We start from the raw sequence: 19,364 nt of genomic DNA on the forward strand, positions 1-19,364 counted from the left end.
GGTGCAATGTCGAAATATCTTGAGTTTGAATTAATTTGAATTAAATGGAATTAGCAGCGAGAGCAAATTACGTATCGGCTTCTGTTACCTTAGCAATTTCTGCCAAAGCTAAAGAAATGCAAGCTAAGGGAATTGATGTTTGTAGCTTTAGTGCAGGAGAGCCAGATTTTCCCACCCCTAAACATATTTGTGAAGCTGCTAAAACTGCCATCGACGAAGGTAAAACTCGCTACGGTGCTGCTGCGGGAGAATTAAAATTAAGACAAGCGATCGCCAAAAAATTAGAGCAAGATAATAATCTGCACTATGAACCAGAGAATATCATTGTGACTAATGGCGGTAAGTTTTCTTTATATAACCTGATGCAAGTCTTGATTGAGCAAGGAGACGAGGTGATTATCCCTGCTCCTTACTGGTTAAGCTATCCAGAAATGGTCAAGTTGGCTGATGGTACTCCCGTAATTGTTGATACCTTAGCTGAGAACAACTATAAAATTACTGCCGAACAGTTAGATCGGGCAATTACGCCCAAAACCAAGCTGTTTGTCTTGAATTCTCCCTCGAATCCGACGGGAATGGTTTATTCTCCAGCAGAAATTCGAGCTTTGGCTCAGGTAATTGTGGAACGAGATATCTTGGTTGTCTCCGATGAGATTTATGAAAAAATTATTTATGATGATGTCGAACATCTGAGTATTGGTTCAATCGATGAGTCAATCTTTGCCCGCACTATTGTCAGTAGTGGTTTTGCCAAAAGCCATTCGATGACGGGGTGGCGCGTAGGATATACCGCAGCTCCCCTAGAAATCATTAAAGCAATGACAAAAATTCAAAGTCATAGCACTTCTAATGTTTGCACCTTTGCTCAATATGGCGCGATCGCTGCTTTAGAAGCATCTCAGGCATGTGTGCAAGAAATGTTAACAGCCTTTGCTCAACGTCGCAACTATATGTATCAGGCGATTAACGATATTCCTCAGTTGAGTTGTCCTAAACCCGATGGTGCTTTTTATCTTTTTGTCGATATATCTAAAACGGGTAAACAATCTCTTGCCTTCTGCCAAGAACTACTCGAAACTAAACAGGTTGCTGTAATCCCTGGTATTGCTTTTGGTACCGATAACTGTATCCGCTTGTCCTACGCTACCGATCTCGATACGATCGAGGAAGGGATTAGAAGACTCGCAGAGTTTGTCAAGTGATAATTTAACCCGATAAGCATCTATAATCGTGATAAAAGTTTACCAATCTTTAACATATGATCGGTAACTTAAATAAAATGAGCATTTTTGCTTATAATCAGGACAGGGTTTGTTACGTATCTTAGTTTTTTGTGTTAAGCCAAATTACACGAGCGTTTTATTACCAAAAATAAATATCCACCATATTTTTTTAATATGCCAAGAATACTAGTAATTGACGACGATCCCGCAATCTCTGAATTAGTCTCGATCAACCTAGAGATGGCTGGTTATGACGTTAATCAGGCGGAAGACGGCATCAAGGGACAAGCTTTAGCAGTGCAGCTACAGCCAGACTTAATTATGCTCGATCTAATGTTGCCTAAAGTTGACGGCTTTACAGTTTGTCAAAGGTTGCGCCGTGACGATCGCACGTCCGACATTCCAGTTTTAATGTTAACTGCTTTGGGACAAACCCAAGATAAGGTGGAAGGTTTTAATGCTGGTGCAGATGATTATCTAACTAAGCCTTTTGAAGTGGAGGAAATGTTAGCTAGAGTTAGAGCTTTACTGCGTCGTACCGATCGCATTCCTCAAGCTGCCAAGCACTCTGAAATTCTCAATTTTGGGCCTTTAACTCTAATTCCTGAGCGTTTTGAAGCGATTTGGTTTGAAAGAACAGTTAAACTAACTCACCTGGAGTTTGAATTGCTGCATTGTCTTTTGCAACGTCATGGTCAAACTGTCGCTCCACCAGAGATACTTAAAGAAGTATGGGGTTACGATCCTGACGATGATATTGAAACCATTCGGGTGCATATTCGCCATTTAAGAACTAAGTTAGAACCAGATCCTCGCCATCCCAACTATATTAAAACGGTTTACGGTGCAGGATATTGCCTGGAACTTCCTAGCACTGAACAAATATTAGTTCAAGAAGACAAGGTTACGGCTTAGTCAAAAGAGAGTCGGTGGTACCAAGTGCTAATCACTAAACTGATAGTAAATTGCCGTTCAAGCAAAATATCGACTTTTCTTTACTCTCAACCTTCTAATTAATTTGAGCTACCTATTTAACCTTGGCATCAGCAGTTGCGCTTTTATTGATTAGGTAATCCGCACCAGTCGTATCTTTACCTACATAAACAGAACGATCTATTTCCCCAAGACGATTAATAGGCCAAAAACGAAACACTGCTTTACCAATAATATTTTGGCGCGGAACAAAACCCCAGTAACGACTGTCATAGCTATCGTTGCGATTATCACCCAACACTAAATAAGATTCAGCAGGCACAATTTCTGGCCCCCATTGATAATTTGATCGAGCTTCAAGATAATTTTCTGTTAGGGGAATATTGTTAACCAAAACCCGACCATTTTTGATCTCAACTTTATCTCCAGGCAACCCGATAACTCGTTTAATGAAAGCCTGATGGTAATTCTCTTGTTGTAATGTAGGGGGGGGATTAAAAACTACAATATCGCCTCGTTTAGGATCGCTAAAATCGTAACTAATTTTGTCGATAATTAGGCGATCGTCGATTTGCAAAGTAGGTAACATCGAGCCTGAAGGAATATAACGCGCTTCAGCAATAAAGGTGCGAATTCCAAATGCCAAAAATAAGCTTAGTCCCAAAGTTTTAATATTTTCAATCCAAATGTTTTCAGGCTTTGATCGACGATTTAACTGTTTTTTAGCTGTGGGCATAATTAAAAATTTGCATAATTTTACCTAAGTTTAGCTAGATTAAATGTCGCTGCTATGTCAATTTGATAGTAATCTTGTGGCACAAATTTTATAGCCGTACAAAGTTAGCGGCGCGTTTTGAGTATACCACAAGGGTACAACGTGAAGATTCACACTCATTTGCCCTAAAGGATTCCCTACGGTCACGAAGCTTATGCTAAAGCACTAGCTACGCGTCGTCCTTTAGGAAAAGCCGCCGCAGATTAGGACATCAATAGTAATCGGCTCGTAAATAGCGCAAAGCAGTAGTAGGATAAGAGATGAAACTTTTCAGTTTCCTTACTGTAGTTTCAAAAGGCGAATGCTTTCAATAATTAAAATTGCTGCCCACACCATAATACTTAGCCCAGTCGCCGCCGCTGCAATATCTTTAATGACTCCGATACGCTTATTGTGCTTAGGTTCTACAAAATCGCACAAAACTTCGATCGCACTGTTAAACAATTCAGAAATTAGCATCAATCCCATAGCTAACAAGATCAAGCTGATATCTACCCACTGACGCAAGAAAAAAGAACCGCTTAAAACGGGTATAGATAAAATTACTTTGTAAGCAACACTAAAATCAGTCACTACCGCAACATGAAGACCTGAGAGGATGACTTTTAGCTTGCGTACGGGATGATAGCCAGTGGCGCGAAATTTGTTAGTCATGAGCAAATAATTTTTTAAAGAAGCTGAACTAATCTTACAAGTTAAATATAATTAATTGCCAAAATATTCAACATACACTGCTGTATTGACAGTCGTGTTTTTTTTATTTAGACTAAAAACATACATTGCTGTATGGAAACAAAGAATTGACTCTCACAAAAGCAGACTGGATTAATGCAGGATGGGTATTGATGGCAAATCAAGGGGTTGCAGCCGTCAAAGTAGAAGTATTAGCACATCAACTAGAGGTTAGTAGAGGTAGTTTTTATTGGCATTTTAAAAATCGCCGAGAATTACTGGAAGAAATCTTAAAACGTTGGGAAACCGAAACTTTATGGCTCATAGAGGAATCGCAAAAAGAAACTACTCCAGAAGCTCGGCTAATTAAATTGTTTGCCTTGGGAGAAGAATTGTGTCACCTACCAGATCCCGAAGCAGCTATTTTTACTTGGGCAAATCAAGAACCCATCGTACAAGAGCGTGTACGTATTGTCGAAACTAGACGAGTTGATTATCTAAATCAACTATTGCAAGACTATGGTTTTGATGAAACAGAAGCCAGACACAAAGCAGAAATTGGCTATTTTGCCTTTATGGGCTTCTGGGAGCGTAGTGAAAGAGACAAAAAATTCGATCTCAGCATGAAAGATTTTGGCAAATTTTTGCTCGATTTATTGTTGTCTCCCATCAAAGAAAGAAAATCTAATTATTGATTAATTATTGATTATTGCTAAAAAAATTATGGATAGACTACACAAGTTACCGTTAAATAATAAATTAATCATTGCTCTTTGTTTAGCGGGTTTGGCACTGGCAGGTGTGACCACTATCTATAGTGTTAGTCAAACAGCTACCGAAGAAGAAACTGAAGTCATCAAACCTCAACCCATAAGAGCTGTGACAGCTTTAGGGAGGATTGAACCCCAAGGAGAAATGATTCAACTTGCACCCTCTCCAGACTTAGGAGGGTCGAAAATATCGCAGTTACTAGTAGAAGAAGGCGATCGCGTCACGGCAGGAGAAACTATTGCTTTGTTGGATAACCATAGACGTGCCAATGCAGCTTTAAAGGTAGCACGCCAAGAAGTAAAGGTAGCACAGGCAGATTTAGACATTATTAAAGCGGGAGCAAAACGAGGAGATATCAATGCACAGGTAGCAAATCTTCAACGGTATAAAGCCGAGTTAGAAGGAGAAATAGTCGCCAATGAGGCAGAAGTAGCTCGCTTACAAGCTCAACTAAGTACCGAAAGGTTAGAAAAGCAAGCCACAATAGAGCGTTTGCAGGCAGAATTACGTAATGCAACCAGCGAATTTAAACGCTATCAACAATTAGCGCAACAGGGAGTCATCTCCGCATCAGATTTGGATTCTCGCCGTCTTACCTTAGATACAGCAACCACAGCAGTAGCTGAAGCTCAAGCCAGTTATAATCGCACTCGAACCACTTTACAACAACAAATCAATCAAGCTCAAGCGATCGCTCTACAAAACAAAAATACGCTGCAACAGCAAATTAGCGCAGCAGAAGCAACTTTAGATAGTGTTGGTGAAGTCAGAGATGTAGATGTGATCAAAGCACAGGCAGAGTTGGATAAAGCGATCGCCACTTTGCGCCAGGTAGAAGAAGACTTAGAACTTACCAAAGTCAAAGCACCGAGCGACGGACAAATTATTAAAATCAATGCTTATCCAGGAGAAGAAGTCGGTGATGACGGGATCGTAGAATTTGCTCAAACCAGCAAAATGATGCTTGTTGCGGAAGTTTACGAAAGCGATATTGGCAAAGTTAAAGTCGGACAAACTGCCAGCATCACCAGTGAAACAGGCGCATTTACCGAAGAACTTACAGGAGAAGTCCGTCAAATCGGCTTAAAAATTGGCAAACAAGATGTCCTCAGTACCGATCCTGCTGCGGATGTCGATAGCAGAGTTGTGGAAGTCGAAATACATTTCGATCCTGAAACTAGTAGCCGTGTCTCTCATCTGACCAATTCTAAGGCGATCGTCAAAATTAATTTGTAATCAGTAATCAGTAATCAGTAATTAGTAATGAAAATCCCTCTCTCTTGGTTACAGTTAAGTCATGAAAAATCGCGATTGCTAATTGCTTTAGCGGGTATTGGTTTTGCAGATATGCTCATGTTTATTCAGCTAGGTTTTCAGGCAGCTTTGTTTGATAGTACTGTTACTTTTCACAAAGCACTGACAGGAGATATATTTCTCATGAGTCCACAATCTGATGCTTTGGGCTTTACCAAAACTTTTTCAGAAAGACGTTTATATCAGTCTTTAGCAGTTGACCAAGTAGAGTCAGCAGTGCCAATTTATCTTAATTTTGGCTCTTGGAAAAATCCGATTAAGCGTAACACCCGCACTATTTTAACGATCGCTTTTAATCCTGCCCAAAATCCTGTAAAGTTCCCAGGTATTCAACAAAATATTGACCAAATCAAATTACCAGACGTAGTTTTATTTGACGATAGTTCGCGAGTAGAGTTTGGCCCAATTCCTGATTTATTAGCCCAAAATAAAGTGGTAAAAGCTGAAGTTGATTCTCGCAAAGTAACTGTGGGAGGAATATTTACGATGGGAGCTTCTTTTGCTGCTGATGGCAATATTCTGACGAGTGATACTAATTTTTTGCGCCTATTTCCCGATCGCCAAAAGGGATTAATTGATATGGGAATTATTAATCTCAAACCAGGAGCAAATTTAGAGTCTGTCAAAGCAACTCTAGAAGCTAAACTACCAAAAGATGTCGAGATTTTCGACCGAGAAGAATTTATTCAAAACGAAATATCCTATTGGCAAAATGCCACGGCGATTGGGTTTATTTTTACTCTCGGCACAGCGATCGGTTTTGTCGTGGGAATAGTTATTGTCTATCAAATTCTTTATACAGATGTTGCTAATCATTTACCTGAATATGCCACCCTCAAAGCAATGGGGTATAAGGATAGCTATTTTGTAGTTTTAGTCTTTCAAGAAGCAATTATCTTAGCTGTATTAGGATTCCTGCCTGGTTATTTGATTGCTACAGGCTTATATAGTTTGGCAGCAGGAGCAACCGCTTTACCTCTAGCCATGACAGCCAATCGAGCTATCACAGTCTTAATTCTAACTGTCATAATGTGTTGTGCTTCAGGTACTGTTGCTGTGAGGAAATTGAGCGCAGCCGATCCCGCAGATATTTTTTAGTTAATTGTTAATCGATGAATAACATCCCATCAACCATCAACCATCAACCATCGACAACCAACCAAGTTGTTAATATACACAACCTCAATCATTTCTTTGGGGAAGGAAAATTAAAAAAACAAATTTTATTTGATATTAATTTAACTCTTAATTCAGGAGAAGTAATTATTTTAAAAGGGCCTTCTGGTTCAGGTAAAACCACTTTGCTAACTTTAATGGGAGGATTACGATCGGCCCAATCAGGTAGTTTGCAAGTATTTGGGGAAGAATTAGTCGGGGCGAAAAAAAATAAACTGGTACAAACTAGAAAAAATATTGGCTATATTTTTCAAGCACATAATTTATTGGCTTCCTTGACAGCAAAACAAAATGTCCAGATGTCATTAGAGCTACATCATGGCATCAAAACCACAGAAATAGAACAAAGAGCGATCGCCTTATTAGAAGCCGTAGGTTTAAGCGATCATATTAATTATTATCCTCAAAATCTCTCTGGGGGACAAAAACAACGAGTGGCGATCGCTCGTGCTTTGGTTTCTCATCCCAAAATGGTACTGGCAGATGAACCCACCGCCGCTTTAGATAGTAAGTCGGGTAGGGATGTAGTGGAGTTAATGCAGCAGCTAGCTAGGGAACAAGGCTGCACTATTTTAATTGTGACTCACGATAATCGTATTTTGGATGTAGCTGATCGCATCGTGGAACTAGAAGATGGCAAAATTATTTTAGATAGCAAACAGTAAGCTGTTCATCATTTAATTTGCTTGTTATGCCTGACTGGGAGACTGAGTGACTTGGAGACTAGGAGTCCTAAAGGATTCACTAAAATAATAGCTTCGCGTCCGTCTTTGCGTCTTTGAGCCTTTGCGCGAGACTTACTATTAAGTGCAACTTTAAACTATTGTATTAAAGAGATGACGGATTGATCCGCAGCTAGCAAAGCACTACCATAAGCTGCCTCAGTATAATTTGCCGAGCTAACTGATACTTGAAGATGTCGCTGGCGAATTTTCTGCCAAGTCAGGTTTTTCGCTCCCCCTCCTGCTGTGTAAACACGAGTTAATCGATCGGCACCGAGGCTTTGCAATTTTTGATAGCCTAACTTTTCAATACGGGAAATACTCTCTAATAAACCATGAAGAAATTCTCTGGGTTCGCGGGGACGAGGTTCTAACTGGGGAAGTAAATTAGGATCATTGATGGGAAAGCGATCGCCTGGCTCGATTAAGGGATAATACTCCAGAGGACTAGCAATATTGGGATTGATTTGCCCAGAAAGTTGTTCTAGCTGCTCGTTACTAAAGAAATGCTGGAGTACAGCGCCACCTGTATTAGAAGCACCGCCAGTCAACCATAATTTTCCTAGTTTATGGCTATAGATCCCAAATTCAGCAGCAGTAACTTTGGTACGACTCAATAATTTTAAAACCAAAGTAGAGCCAAGGGATGTAACGGCTTCTCCTGGTTGGTTAGCACCACTAGCCAGAAATGCAGCAATACTGTCCGTTGTACCAATCTTAACGATACAGTTGGGCGGTAAATTTAAACGCTGATTAGTCTCACTTAACACTCCCACAGACGCACCAGGAGCTAAAACCTGGGGATAAAGATGACTAAAAGGTAAATCTCGTAACCACTGGGGATAACGCAGATCATCTACGTCGTATCCCAACTTCAGAGCATTGTGATAATCGCTGATACCTAACTTACCGTGGAGCAAATAAGCCAACCAATCAGCCTGATGTAGTAAATAATGAGCTTGCTTAAAGTAAGGCTGTTCACTCCACCAAATTAATTTTGCCAGACTGGAAGTGGCGCTAATTACCACATGATTATTAGGAGCGATCGCTTTAACCCGCTCTAACACTGCTTGTCCTCTAGAGTCATTGTATAGAAGAGGTTCGGTGATGGGTTTACCCACAGCATCACATAGTAATACGGTAGAAGAAGTTCCGTTAATAGCGATCGCCTGAATATTTTCCCTAACCTTAACGGGTATCTGAGTAATCAACTCAAATAAAGTATCTTGCCAAACCTGAGCTAATTGATGTGAGGGAATACTACCAAAACTAAATTGCTGAGTGTCAATAATGTTTTTTTGGCGATCGATTGCGATCGCTCTGGCTCCAGAAGTCCCAAAATCAATACCAAGATAGCAATTCATTTTATTGTCTGTAGGACATTTAAAAAATCTCACCTAAATCCAAAACAAACCCAGGTAAAACACCGTCTCCTAATAGAGTCCGAGGATTATTTAAAACTTCTACCTGCTTGCCTGGGCGATATATTTCTACTGTTTTAGCGGCTGGCTCAATTAACCAACCAAGCTGGACACCATTATCAATATATTCCTGCATCTTCCCTTGTAGATCTTCATAGCGCTGATTTTTCAGATCGCTAGGACTAACTAATTCAATCACAAAATCGGGAGCAAGGGGAGGAAAACCATCTTGTTGCACTTGAGTGAGCTGATTCCATCGTTCTAATCTAATCCAACTAACATCTGGACTTCTTCTCGCACCATTGGGTAAAACAAAAATTGTCGAAGAATCAAAAGCTTTTCCTAATTTAGTCTGACGATTCCAAATACCAAAATCTAAATATAGATTAAAGTTTTTTCCTCCCGCTGTACCGTCAGTAGGACTCATAATAATCAATTCTCCATCTTTGGTTAACTCCATTCGCGCTACTTGTTCGGCGTATGCTAGTTGCTCAAATTGTTCTGGAGTTACCCTAAATCCTTTGGGTATGGAAATCGCTTCCATTGTTTTGCTTACTCAATCTTTTCAGTTACCATTTTAAATCTTAAACAATCATGATAATTCAGATTATTCTGGCGGATTTAACAAATTTGTATGAGCAAGATTAACTAACTAATTAAGCATGGCGATCAAAAAATATCATTTAAATCTAGAGTAAATCCAGGTAAAACATCTTCCCCTGATAAAGTTTGCGGATTATTTAAAACTTCTACCTGTTTGTCTGGGCGATATATTTCTACTGTTTTAGCGGCTGGCTCAATTAACCAACCAAGCTGGACATCATTATCAATATATTCCTGCATCTTCCCTTGTAGATCTTCGTAGCGCTGATTTTTCAGATCGCTAGGACTGACTAGTTCGATCACAAAATCGGGAGCAAGGGGAGGAAAACCATCTTGTTGCGCTTGAGTAAGCTGATTCCACCGTTCTAATTTAATCCAGCTAACGTCAGGACTTCTTCTTGCACCATTAGGTAATACAAACACAGTTGAAGAATCAAAAGCCTCTCCTGTAGTATCTCGATCTGTCCAATTTCTAACTTGCTGAGTTAAACGGCTATTTTTTCTTCCTGCTGTTCCGCCAGTGGGACTCATAATAATTAATTCTCCACTTTTAGTTAACTCCATTCGTGCTATTTGTTCGGCGTATGCTAGTTGCTCGAATTGTTCTGGAGTTACTCTAAATCCTTTGGGTACAGAAATTGCTTCCATTGTTTTTCTTGCTCAATCTCTTCAGTTACTATTTTAAAGCTTGTAATTCTGTTGGTTGAATTTTTAAGACGATCCGAAGGCTAGACATAGCCTAATCGCCCTAAGAGATATTGAGGTGAGATATGACGCGATTACTTATAATGTACGGTAACATCGTACAACTATCAAAATAATGGACAGTATTAGTGTCAATCGGTTTAGAGAAAACCTGAAACACTTTGTAGAACAAGTAATTAGTCAACATCAGCCACTAAAAGTTACGCGACGGAATAGAGAAAATTTTGTCGTAATCAGTGCAGAAGACTGGGAAAGAGAGCAAGAGACCCTTTATATATTACAAAATCAGAGCTTGATGCAGCAAATTGCTGATTCGAGCCAAACTAACCTTCAAAAATGCGGTTATCAAAAAAGCTCTAAGCTCTGAGCCTTAGTAGCTATCGGGTTTAATACCCCCACCAAACAAAGTTTAGTGGTCTACAAATCAGGGGAGGTTTAATACCTGCATCACGATTGCAGCTTATAGCTTATGGCTTATGGCTTATAGCTTATAGCTTATAGCTTATGGCTTCGCCCCTTTATAAATTTGATGACCACTATATCTATATTTTTGCTATTGGCGGTCACTATCAATAATATTTCTTTGGCGATCGATTGCGATCGCGCTGTGGCGATCGCCTATTCGTAGGTAAATTAGTACATTTCAAGTTCACAATGTACATTGATGCAATAAATTTTGCCATTCATCAGAAGCGATTAAAGTACTAGCATCAAACTGTTGACCATATTCAGCCGAATAGTTTTTAAAAGATTCGAGCCAGTCTAAAGGTATCTTGGTGGGATATTGATGACTATAAGCTTGAGACTCACTTAAATAATTAGTCATCTCCCTTAGATACCCTGTTTGATGTAGTCGCCAGGCGCTCCAAATTAGACTTTGATAACGAGATTGCGCCTCTACAGTTTTTAGTTCTGGAGTCAGAGTAGCTTGAGTGAAAAATTTAGCCGTAATTTGGTTTAACTCTTGAGCTTGCAACAAGGCATTTTTAGACGCATTAGTTTCATGTTGTCGATATCTCACCGTTACTTTTTCTACCCATGCAGCGGAACAGCCAATCTTGGCAAGACGCATGACTAAATCGACATCAGGGGTTTGTTCTAGAGTAGTGTTAAAACCGCCCGCTCTCTCCAGCCAATTACGGCGAAACAGTATTGCCCCTAAAAAAACTGGTTTCCAAATGATGAGATTAGTCGCCGTAAGCTGAGGTATTTGTTGCCACGGCTGCACCGCTGCTTCTACTTCACTTTGGCGATCGCCGATCTGGTTTTCTCGGTAGATTTGCCAACCACTGTTAACCATTCCTAAATCGGCATCTTGCTTGAGTAGCGCTACTTGAGAGGATAGCTTATCAGGCAAAAAGATATCATCTTGATCTAAAAAGGCGATATAGTCACCCAAGGCTGCTGCTAAACCAAGATTACGGCTAGCTGCTACTCCTTGATTAGTTTGGCTCAAATATCGAACCGCCTTGCCATATTTTTGAGCTACTTGAGCGGTATTATCAGTTGAACCATCATCGACGACAATAATTTCATAATCTTGATAGGTTTGTTGCAACACACTATCGATCGCCTCTGCTAAATAGCGATCGCCATTATAGGCAGGAATAATTACACTAACTTGAACCACAATCTTTGCCCGAAAAGAAACGCCAGTAGCAATTATTAGTTATTAATAATTAATTGTCGATTAGCAATTTCTAAATATAGCCGTTCTAACTTGGTAATATTTTGCTCTAGAGTATATCTTTCCAGAACTCTTTTACGAGCCTTTTGACCCAATAAATCAGTCATTTCAGGATGATCGCGAAATAAAGGTAGCAGAGTTTTTAACTGTGAGGTCACTTCTTGAGTATCCAACACTACTCCCGCTCCCTGCTCTAACACTTCCCCATCTGCCCCCGCATCGGTAGCTAGACAAGCCGTACCGCAAGACATTGCTTCTAGAAGGGAAATAGATAAACCTTCTACTAAAGAGGGCAAAATAAAGGCATCCGCAGCCCGCAAAATATTGATACGCTGTTGCTCGTTGGAAATATAACCCAGCCAAATAATATTATGTTCTTTACCATAATTAAGCTCCAAAGAACTTCTCAACGGGCCATCCCCAACCATTAATAGCTGACAACTTTCTCCCAAGTCCGCTAATTTCCAAGCTTTTAATAAAGCCTCAATATTTTTCTCGGTGGCGATACGCCCTTGATAAACAAACAGTCTTTTCGCTCCTAGCTGATATTTGAGGCTGGAATGACCTGGAGAATATTTATGCTGATCGACACCATTAGGAATAATCATCACGCGCTCGCCTGGTACACCCAGTTTAATCAGTAAATCTCGCTGGATCTCACTAAAGACAATTACTCGATCATAGCGCGCGAGAAATGGTGCATATAGCTGATAGGTGAGGTATTGAGTACTAGACTTAAGATTACGAATTTTGCTGTCAAAGGCGGGATGAAAAGTAGCAACCAGAGGAAGATTCAACTCCTCGCAAATATCGGGCAGCCGAAAATCTAGGGGAGACAAAGTTAATGAAGCGTGAACTAGATCTGGTTTTAACCGTTGGAGCGATCGCAATAATACCTTACTCGACTTAAAGGTAGGAATCGTATAAACCTGAGATTTATAAATAAACGGTAGGGAAACCTCATGGCAGTTTGACCAAGCTTGTGACTCCTGAGTTAGATGATGCGCGTAATTTGTCTGTGGTTGAGAAAAATGCAGAAAACTAACCTGATAATCTCGATCTAACAGGGCATTAGTTATTTCCCGACCATAGGTTACATTGCCACAAAAAGGCGATTTTTTTCCCAGCCAAGCGATATGCATTCAAATGCTCTTTCTCCCAGGCAACTACGATAGTAAAGCTATTTATTAGCTTTAGTTAATTTACCAGATTAGGGGTGAACTCTGGCTTTTTCTCCAGAAAATCCTATACTTTTGACCCAAATTAAGACTTATCTCGATCCAAAACATCATCATCTTGCATCATATACCAAGTTAAAATCCCACCTAAAGCAGCGATCGCCGCCAAACCCCACATCACTCCAGGTAAGCCAAAACGAGTTTCTGCTTCGGCAGCTAGCACTAGAGGCAGGGAAAGAGCAATATTAACCGCATTATTTTGTAAACCAAATACTTTTCCTCTCATTGCTTCAGGAGTCCTTGACTGGATTGTCGTCTGCATTGGTACACCGACTAAAGCTGCAAATGCGCCTATTAATGCTGTCATCGTCAAAGCTAACCACAAATTATGCGTGGCAAAAGATAAGCCGATTAAAGAAGCAGCCACCCCAATTGAACCAATTAGACTCAACCGCGCGCGCCTAATATTTTGCCCTTTACTCCCTAAAATAGCTGCACTTGTACCCATCCCAATCCCTGCTGCTGCCAGCAAAATACCAAACTGTTCGGCTGCGATCTGCGGAATTTGATCCGCTATGCTCACCGCCAGCACTGCTAGGGCAGCAAAAATTGAGAACAAAATTACTAACTGGATCAAGGCATTACGCACACGGCTATTTTGACCAAGGTATTTAATCCCATCCCTAATATCAGCTAAGACATGAGGCGTTTCTTTGTGAGATTGTTCTAACTTCTCTCCCGTTTTCAGGGTGAGTAAAATTATTCCAGCGATCGCATAGGCACTGCCGACTAATATTTCTTTCCCAATATTTGAGGGTAAACCAACTTGAGCAGCTAAACTATCGGCAATATTTAACAATGGTTCACCTATTGCAAAACCAATAATTAACAGCGCCATCATGGTGGTGGTGTAAAGGGAGTTAGCTGCCAAGAGATCTTTATCTTTGACTATTAAAGGAATTACCGCTTGCTCTGCGGGAGCAAAAAATTGAGTGAAGGTAGAAACTGCAAAAGTAACCCCCAGCATTAAAGCAAATCCCCAGGGAATAGAGGCAGATAAACTTTGTCCCTGAGACACTAGTAAAAAGGGTGGCAATGTCAGTACTAAAATTCCTCGTAGCAAGTTAGAAATAACTAATACAGGTTTTTTGCGCCAGCGATCTACATATACCCCCGCCAAAGAGCCAAACAACACCGCAGGAATCGTAAAAGCAATCATAATAGGTGATACCCATTTACTAATGGGCTGATCGGGCAACTGGAACTGATTTGCCACGATCGCAATCATCATCACCAAATAAATTTTATCCGCTAGCTGAGAAAATATTTGACCACTCCAAAGAATTAAAAACTGTTGGTTTTTGAAGACGGGAGCAAATCCTTGAGAGTCCGATACTGTTGCTATTTCTGTTTTACTATCTGAAGTAGAGGGAGTTTCTGATTCCGACAAGCGCATTTTATCTAGTTGAGCTGGGTTTTAAAATTCAATATAGAGGTTGTCTACTAGCTTAGCCGAACGAATCGTCTTACCAATATGATATTGGATATATTCTCGTAAAACTTGTTCAATTGTGATCCACGCTACTTCTAAATCAAAATTACTGGTTGCTTGAGCTGTAAATAACTCGGTTGAGGGTAGATCTTGATTTACTAACTGTTGTAACAAAGCTAACTCCATCCCATTCAAACGATAATCTATGTTCGGCAAACGAACATTGTAAGTTTCCATTTCATCTAATTCAAGATCTTTAACTTGTTGCTCCTGCTGTGCTGCTGCTAAATCAATAATTCCCCCTCCCTCAAAGCTAAATCCCACGCGCCAGGCAACAGAATCTAGATTGGGGTCAACAATTTGTTGAGTCACACAACATTCTAAGATCTGAGGCGTTAAGCCAGCGATCGCAATTAAATGAAATACTCCCTGAGCCAAATAAGGATAGATCGACTGCCCCAGTTCACATTGCTCAATCCGTCGCAGATGCTCATTAAGCAATTCATATAGCTCTGGTTGGGGTTGCTCCGCTACTGCTAAGGCAATGGACAATTCAGCCAAATATTGAGCAGTTGCCAACTTACCAATGTCTCGGCTTAAACCAGGGTAGGTATAAATAGTATCTGCCTGAATAATTTTATCAAGCGATCGCCCTTTAATAACTAAAAATTCATTAATCACAAATAGCTCAGTTCTACCCCTTAACTGGGATTTATATTTCTTCGCTCCTGGCGCAACTGCACGAATCAAACCATACTCAGGAGTCAGCACCGTCACCAGGCGATCGTTTTCCTTCAGGGATGAACCTTTTAACACAATTCCTTTAGCTTTATACTTTTGATTGCTCAATTTTGTTGATTGCTTATTGTAGGGTGGGCATCGCCATTAACCATCATCAAGACCAATTACCTAAATAATGCCCACCAATAATCAGTAATTAGCGCGAAGTTGCGTTGCCCTAAAGGACTAGCTTCGCGTCGCGGGGGTTTCCCCCGTTGTCCTAAAGGATACACCTTCGGATAAGCAAACTTCGTAAGAAGTAATCATTTAATTGATTCATTCTGTTGTCGAAGTAAATCCACTCCGCGAGAAGTACCAAGACGGGTAGCACCTGCCTGAATTAGAGCGATCGCCTGTTCATAAGTCCGAATTCCCCCCGCAGCTTTAATACCAACTTGTCCTCTAGTAATTTCCTTAAGTAGCTTGACATCTTCTACCGTTGCCCCACCAAACCAGCCTGTACTAGTTTTAAGATAAGCTACTCCTGCATCAAGACAAACTTCTGCTGCCAGTCTTTTTTCTTCGTTAGTTAAAACTGTAGTTTCTAAGATTGCCTTAACAGTTTGACCCGTTTCGTCACAAATTTGAGCTATCTCGCGATAGATCTTGCCTGATTCCCCCGATTTAGCCCAACCCAAGTTAATCACGACATCTAGCTCCGTCGCACCATTTTCCACTGCTTCCTGCGCCTCGTATAGCTTAACTGTGGAAGTAACCGCACCAGTAGGAAAGCCGATCACAGTACAAATCTGAGGCTGTTTATCGTGTAATAGCTCTCGCGCCTGTCTTACCGCAGCAGGATAGATACAGACAGCAGGAAAATTATATTGCCACGCTTCTTGACAAATCTGATTAACTTCTTCAGCAATAGCACTCGGCTTTAATAGAGTGTGGTCGATATAGGTAGCAAGATCGATATCTAAATCTAAATTAGTTACGGACATTTTTGGCTTAATTTTTAAATTATTTTTAAATTAATTTGTGCTTAATTTCTTCTCTGACGCAAAATAAATTCAGCGATCGCCAAATCGACAGGCGTGGTAACTTTGAGATTAGTTTCTTCTCCCTGAACGATTTTTACGGGTAAATCGCATTTTTCAAATAAGGCAGCATCATCTGTAACTTGCCATCCCAATTTTTTGCCATGAGCATGACAACTTTTTAATAACTCTACTTCAAATCCTTGAGGAGTCTGCGCAGCCCAAAGATTACTACGGTCTGGAGTATCCATAATCAGACCTTCGGGATTTACTACTTTAATCGTATCTTTTACTGGGACAGCAGCAATTAATCCTTTGCAGGTGTGTAATGTTGCGCTACAAAGATCGAAAAGTTCGGGAGTCGCCAAACACCTTGCACCATCGTGAATTAACACCCGTTTAGCATCTGCTGGTAAAGCCTTTAGGCCATTGTAAACCGATTCCTGACGAGTCTCACCACCCACAATTAACTTAACTGGTGTAGTTAAATCTAATTGACGCAAAATATCTTGAAAATCAGCAAAATCAGCAGACTGCCCCATAATACCAATCCATTCGATAGTTGAAGAGTTTTCCGCAGCTAGTAAACTCCATGCCAGTAAAGGCTTTCCCAGTAGTTTTAATAAGAGCTTATTGCGCTCGCTGCCCATGCGACGACCCATACCTGCTGCGGGAATCAATAAGTGCATTTAATGATGTTTTCCTAAAAATAATCCGCTTTAGCTCTATCATCTACTAAAATTGACCTCAGATAAAACTAAGGACTATATCTTCTTTATAGAATGCGTGTACTAGCCCTCGTGCCTGGCGATATTGGCAATCAAATTCTCTTTTTTCCTACCTTGGAAACTCTTAAGCAGCAGTATCCTCAAGCGTCAATTGATGTTTTAGTCGAACCCCAATCAAAAAAAGCTTATCGAGTTTGCAAAAATGTTGATGACGTTCTAGTGTTTGATTTTCAAGACCGCAACAGTTTCGCCGATTATCTCAATCTTTTGGGAACGGTGCGCGATCGCGAGTATGATGTCCTCATTAGTCTCAAAACGACCTGGCGAATCAAGCTCTTACTTTGGCTTAATGGCATCCCCACCAGAATCGGTTATCAAGATGATTCACCACTGTATCTATCCGCTGCTGTGACCCGCAAACCAGAGCAGTATACGGCGCAAATGTATCATGATTTGGTTACAGGACTGGGTATTCAGACTCCTTGCCCTCCTCTAAAGATCAATGTACCAGCCGAAGATATTCGTTGGGCAGAATCGGAACAGCAACGACGGACTATGGATAGTGGATATATCGTTCTCTGGGATCAACCATCAGCAACTGAAATAAGCTCCTATCCCATTACTAGCTGGCAAAAAATTGTTCAAGATATGGAGCAGCGCCAAACAGGATTATCCATTGTGATCTTGCAAAGCGATCGCAATCAAGATTGGGTGACGACGATGATTTCGGCAAATGGTAATCTTAAAGCGATCGCGCCTCCAGACGTGGGTAAAACCGCAGCCATTATTGCGGGAGCAAATCTAATCTTGTGTACCAGCGGGATGGCAATGCAGCTAGCTGTAGCGACAGATACCTATACTTTTGCTCTAGCTAGTAATCAAGACAGCAAGACTATTCCTACTACCAAAGAAAACTGTATTTTGATCTCATCCAATACCAACGAATTAAAAGATATCCAGCCTGAGAAAGTGATCTCGCAACTATGGCAACAATAAATGCAGTTATGTATCTTGAAATATTTACTTATGAGGAATTAAACGCAAAATAACGGAGTGTATCCTTTAGGATAAACAACTAGTTACGATTGGGTGGCAATTAAAATTAGCTGAAATTAAAATTAATTGCCTTCCTTGCTCCTAGATCTCAAAAACTCAGTGTCTGTCATTGTCAAGACTTAATCGATTCCACCCTAAGCCAGATGTAGTAATTGTTTATGACACAAAAATATTGGGAGCAGAAACCAACCTCTTTTGCTGAGATAGTTCAACTAGTCGAAAAGTATCTCCAAGCCGAAATTGTTCAAGAAACCAAAGATAAACAACTTTACTACCATAATCTCAGTCATGCTTTAGCAGTTAAACGGCGAGCCTGCTCGATCTTTCAAGCAATTAAACCCGTCTTGATGGAGAACTATTCATTACAGGAATTAACACGATTAGAAAGTTTGATTAGTATCTGTGGATTAGCTCACGATATGGTGCAGATATTCGAGCCGACTCCACCTAATTTATCTCGCAAAAGGCTGTCAGGCTCTAGTGAAACAGAAACAGCAAACAAACTGTTACGCTACATTCAAAATCTTAATCAGGCTGTGGCAACTGAAAAACTTGATGCTTCTTTTCTGTTTAGCGATCGCGAACAACAAATTATTCGCGATGCCATCATTGCCACGATTTGCGTCCAAGATCCCCAAGGGAGTAAAGCGTCAGCTACTTTTTTTGCCCACTCGATCTATCAACCCTATCTTTACGATTCTCACAGCAAGATCTCAATCGTCGGTAGTATCATTGCTCTAGCGGATTTAGGTGCTTTGGGGATGGATGGAGTCGAAGCATATATTCAGGATGGAATATTAGTCTTTCTCGAAGATAATCCTCATTTTCAAGAGCTAGTTTTACATTGTCATTACCCTAATTCTGCACAAGACTCAACTAAAGCCAAATTATTAACCATGAGTCGCTTTATCGTTGATTTGGCTTATGAAAGACAAGCCAGATTTGAGCAAGAGATTGCGGGATTTATGCCCCAGATGCGTCAGATTTTACGTAACCAAGTATTTATTTATCTAAATCAAGCAAGTATCGATCGGATTACGACTTTGGTACCAAATCAATCAAGCGCTAGCTTTTCGCAGCTAATCAGTTTTTTTTGCTCTAATAAAATTCAAATCATCAATACTCAGTGAACCAAGTAAATTAATCAT

Annotated in this window: 20 protein-coding genes; 9 read left to right on the forward strand and 11 right to left on the reverse strand. The window is 40.4% G+C overall.

The features are described 5' to 3' along the window. The first annotated feature begins 44 nt into the window (after positions 1-44). On the forward strand, positions 45-1,202 hold the full coding sequence (locus KME09_08020) for a pyridoxal phosphate-dependent aminotransferase (GenBank protein MBW4533871.1): 1,158 nt from the start codon (positions 45-47) through the stop codon (positions 1,200-1,202). A 195-nt stretch (positions 1,203-1,397) separates the two neighbouring features. Continuing rightward, positions 1,398-2,138 carry a response regulator transcription factor gene (locus KME09_08025; GenBank protein ID MBW4533872.1) on the forward strand — a complete coding sequence of 247 codons (741 nt, stop codon included), beginning with the start codon at positions 1,398-1,400 and terminating at the stop codon, positions 2,136-2,138. A 112-nt stretch (positions 2,139-2,250) separates the two neighbouring features. On the opposite strand, the gene lepB is transcribed toward KME09_08025, so the two are convergent. Further along, positions 2,251-2,892 carry a signal peptidase I gene (gene lepB, locus KME09_08030; GenBank protein MBW4533873.1) on the reverse strand — a complete coding sequence of 214 codons (642 nt, stop codon included), beginning with the start codon at positions 2,890-2,892 and terminating at the stop codon, positions 2,251-2,253. A 318-nt stretch (positions 2,893-3,210) separates the two neighbouring features. Then, positions 3,211-3,585 (reverse strand): diacylglycerol kinase, encoded by a 375-nt coding sequence (locus KME09_08035; protein ID MBW4533874.1) that lies wholly within the window; start codon positions 3,583-3,585, stop codon positions 3,211-3,213. A gap of 191 nt (positions 3,586-3,776) precedes the next feature. Here KME09_08035 and KME09_08040 point away from each other — a divergent pair, with 191 nt between their 5' ends. The 4 genes from KME09_08040 to KME09_08055 are packed head-to-tail and all read left to right on the forward strand — an operon-like array spanning position 3,777 to position 7,529. Continuing rightward, positions 3,777-4,298, forward strand: a complete 522-nt coding sequence (locus KME09_08040) for a TetR/AcrR family transcriptional regulator (protein ID MBW4533875.1) — start codon at positions 3,777-3,779, stop codon at positions 4,296-4,298. Positions 4,299-4,326: 28 nt separating this feature from the next. Then, on the forward strand, positions 4,327-5,610 hold the full coding sequence (locus KME09_08045; GenBank protein MBW4533876.1) for an HlyD family efflux transporter periplasmic adaptor subunit: 1,284 nt from the start codon (positions 4,327-4,329) through the stop codon (positions 5,608-5,610). 27 nt (positions 5,611-5,637) lie between these two features. Continuing rightward, positions 5,638-6,786 (forward strand): ABC transporter permease DevC, encoded by a 1,149-nt coding sequence (gene devC, locus KME09_08050; GenBank protein MBW4533877.1) that lies wholly within the window; start codon positions 5,638-5,640, stop codon positions 6,784-6,786. A 14-nt stretch (positions 6,787-6,800) separates the two neighbouring features. Further along, complete coding sequence (locus tag KME09_08055; GenBank protein MBW4533878.1) at positions 6,801-7,529, forward strand: DevA family ABC transporter ATP-binding protein; 729 nt, start codon at positions 6,801-6,803, stop codon at positions 7,527-7,529. A 155-nt stretch (positions 7,530-7,684) separates the two neighbouring features. On the opposite strand, the gene KME09_08060 is transcribed toward KME09_08055, so the two are convergent. From KME09_08060 to KME09_08070, 3 genes are all read right to left on the reverse strand, one after another. Then, positions 7,685-8,950: an FGGY-family carbohydrate kinase gene (locus tag KME09_08060; protein ID MBW4533879.1), complete on the reverse strand. Its 1,266-nt coding sequence runs from the start codon at positions 8,948-8,950 to the stop codon at positions 7,685-7,687. A gap of 19 nt (positions 8,951-8,969) precedes the next feature. Next, complete coding sequence (locus KME09_08065; GenBank protein MBW4533880.1) at positions 8,970-9,551, reverse strand: Uma2 family endonuclease; 582 nt, start codon at positions 9,549-9,551, stop codon at positions 8,970-8,972. Positions 9,552-9,676: 125 nt separating this feature from the next. Then, the gene (locus KME09_08070; GenBank protein ID MBW4533881.1) at positions 9,677-10,258 is read right to left on the reverse strand and encodes a Uma2 family endonuclease; all 582 of its coding nucleotides are present in this window, start codon (positions 10,256-10,258) and stop codon (positions 9,677-9,679) included. A gap of 172 nt (positions 10,259-10,430) precedes the next feature. Here KME09_08070 and KME09_08075 point away from each other — a divergent pair, with 172 nt between their 5' ends. Further along, positions 10,431-10,682: a type II toxin-antitoxin system Phd/YefM family antitoxin gene (locus tag KME09_08075; protein ID MBW4533882.1), complete on the forward strand. Its 252-nt coding sequence runs from the start codon at positions 10,431-10,433 to the stop codon at positions 10,680-10,682. Positions 10,683-10,964: 282 nt separating this feature from the next. Here the strand turns inward: KME09_08075 and KME09_08080 are convergent, their stop codons facing one another. The 6 genes from KME09_08080 to ispD all read right to left on the reverse strand — a co-directional run bounded on the left by KME09_08080 (position 10,965) and on the right by ispD (position 17,121). After that, positions 10,965-11,945, reverse strand: coding sequence for a glycosyltransferase family 2 protein (locus tag KME09_08080; protein ID MBW4533883.1), 981 nt, complete (start codon positions 11,943-11,945; stop codon positions 10,965-10,967). A 35-nt stretch (positions 11,946-11,980) separates the two neighbouring features. Beyond that, positions 11,981-13,144, reverse strand: a complete 1,164-nt coding sequence (locus KME09_08085; protein ID MBW4533884.1) for a glycosyltransferase family 4 protein — start codon at positions 13,142-13,144, stop codon at positions 11,981-11,983. Between the two features lie 121 nt (positions 13,145-13,265). Then, positions 13,266-14,636, reverse strand: a complete 1,371-nt coding sequence (locus KME09_08090; protein MBW4533885.1) for an MFS transporter — start codon at positions 14,634-14,636, stop codon at positions 13,266-13,268. Positions 14,637-14,657: 21 nt separating this feature from the next. Continuing rightward, complete coding sequence (gene recO / locus KME09_08095; protein ID MBW4533886.1) at positions 14,658-15,521, reverse strand: DNA repair protein RecO; 864 nt, start codon at positions 15,519-15,521, stop codon at positions 14,658-14,660. Between the two features lie 194 nt (positions 15,522-15,715). Beyond that, on the reverse strand, positions 15,716-16,396 hold the full coding sequence (deoC, locus tag KME09_08100; GenBank protein ID MBW4533887.1) for a deoxyribose-phosphate aldolase: 681 nt from the start codon (positions 16,394-16,396) through the stop codon (positions 15,716-15,718). A gap of 41 nt (positions 16,397-16,437) precedes the next feature. Continuing rightward, positions 16,438-17,121 carry a 2-C-methyl-D-erythritol 4-phosphate cytidylyltransferase gene (gene ispD, locus KME09_08105; protein MBW4533888.1) on the reverse strand — a complete coding sequence of 228 codons (684 nt, stop codon included), beginning with the start codon at positions 17,119-17,121 and terminating at the stop codon, positions 16,438-16,440. A gap of 93 nt (positions 17,122-17,214) precedes the next feature. Here ispD and KME09_08110 point away from each other — a divergent pair, with 93 nt between their 5' ends. Both KME09_08110 and KME09_08115 read left to right on the forward strand, forming a co-directional pair. After that, positions 17,215-18,156 carry a glycosyltransferase family 9 protein gene (locus KME09_08110; protein ID MBW4533889.1) on the forward strand — a complete coding sequence of 314 codons (942 nt, stop codon included), beginning with the start codon at positions 17,215-17,217 and terminating at the stop codon, positions 18,154-18,156. A 218-nt stretch (positions 18,157-18,374) separates the two neighbouring features. Continuing rightward, positions 18,375-19,346 (forward strand): hypothetical protein, encoded by a 972-nt coding sequence (locus KME09_08115; protein ID MBW4533890.1) that lies wholly within the window; start codon positions 18,375-18,377, stop codon positions 19,344-19,346. Positions 19,347-19,364: the final 18 nt, after the last annotated feature.

Origin of the sequence: Pleurocapsa minor HA4230-MV1, from assembly GCA_019359095.1 — a bacterium.
Lineage (GTDB): Bacteria > Cyanobacteriota > Cyanobacteriia > Cyanobacteriales > Xenococcaceae > Waterburya > Waterburya minor.

Bases quoted from the DNA above. Each gene is read 5' to 3' on its own strand.
- lepB (MBW4533873.1), bottom strand. From the start codon at position 2,892: ATGCCCACAGCTAAAAAACAGTTAAATCGTCGATCAAAGCCTGAAAAC.
- deoC (MBW4533887.1), bottom strand. From the start codon at position 16,396: ATGTCCGTAACTAATTTAGATTTAGATATCGATCTTGCTACCTATATC.
- devC (MBW4533877.1), top strand. From the start codon at position 5,638: ATGAAAATCCCTCTCTCTTGGTTACAGTTAAGTCATGAAAAATCGCGA.
- KME09_08070 (MBW4533881.1), bottom strand. From the start codon at position 10,258: ATGGAAGCAATTTCTGTACCCAAAGGATTTAGAGTAACTCCAGAACAA.
- KME09_08055 (MBW4533878.1), top strand. From the start codon at position 6,801: ATGAATAACATCCCATCAACCATCAACCATCAACCATCGACAACCAAC.
- KME09_08110 (MBW4533889.1), top strand. From the start codon at position 17,215: ATGCGTGTACTAGCCCTCGTGCCTGGCGATATTGGCAATCAAATTCTC.
- KME09_08060 (MBW4533879.1), bottom strand. From the start codon at position 8,950: ATGAATTGCTATCTTGGTATTGATTTTGGGACTTCTGGAGCCAGAGCG.
- ispD (MBW4533888.1), bottom strand. From the start codon at position 17,121: ATGCACTTATTGATTCCCGCAGCAGGTATGGGTCGTCGCATGGGCAGC.
- KME09_08115 (MBW4533890.1), top strand. From the start codon at position 18,375: ATGACACAAAAATATTGGGAGCAGAAACCAACCTCTTTTGCTGAGATA.
- KME09_08085 (MBW4533884.1), bottom strand. From the start codon at position 13,144: ATGCATATCGCTTGGCTGGGAAAAAAATCGCCTTTTTGTGGCAATGTA.
- KME09_08035 (MBW4533874.1), bottom strand. From the start codon at position 3,585: ATGACTAACAAATTTCGCGCCACTGGCTATCATCCCGTACGCAAGCTA.
- KME09_08045 (MBW4533876.1), top strand. From the start codon at position 4,327: ATGGATAGACTACACAAGTTACCGTTAAATAATAAATTAATCATTGCT.
- KME09_08025 (MBW4533872.1), top strand. From the start codon at position 1,398: ATGCCAAGAATACTAGTAATTGACGACGATCCCGCAATCTCTGAATTA.
- KME09_08020 (MBW4533871.1), top strand. From the start codon at position 45: ATGGAATTAGCAGCGAGAGCAAATTACGTATCGGCTTCTGTTACCTTA.
- KME09_08040 (MBW4533875.1), top strand. From the start codon at position 3,777: ATGGCAAATCAAGGGGTTGCAGCCGTCAAAGTAGAAGTATTAGCACAT.
- KME09_08065 (MBW4533880.1), bottom strand. From the start codon at position 9,551: ATGGAAGCGATTTCCATACCCAAAGGATTTAGGGTAACTCCAGAACAA.
- KME09_08090 (MBW4533885.1), bottom strand. From the start codon at position 14,636: ATGCGCTTGTCGGAATCAGAAACTCCCTCTACTTCAGATAGTAAAACA.
- KME09_08075 (MBW4533882.1), top strand. From the start codon at position 10,431: ATGGACAGTATTAGTGTCAATCGGTTTAGAGAAAACCTGAAACACTTT.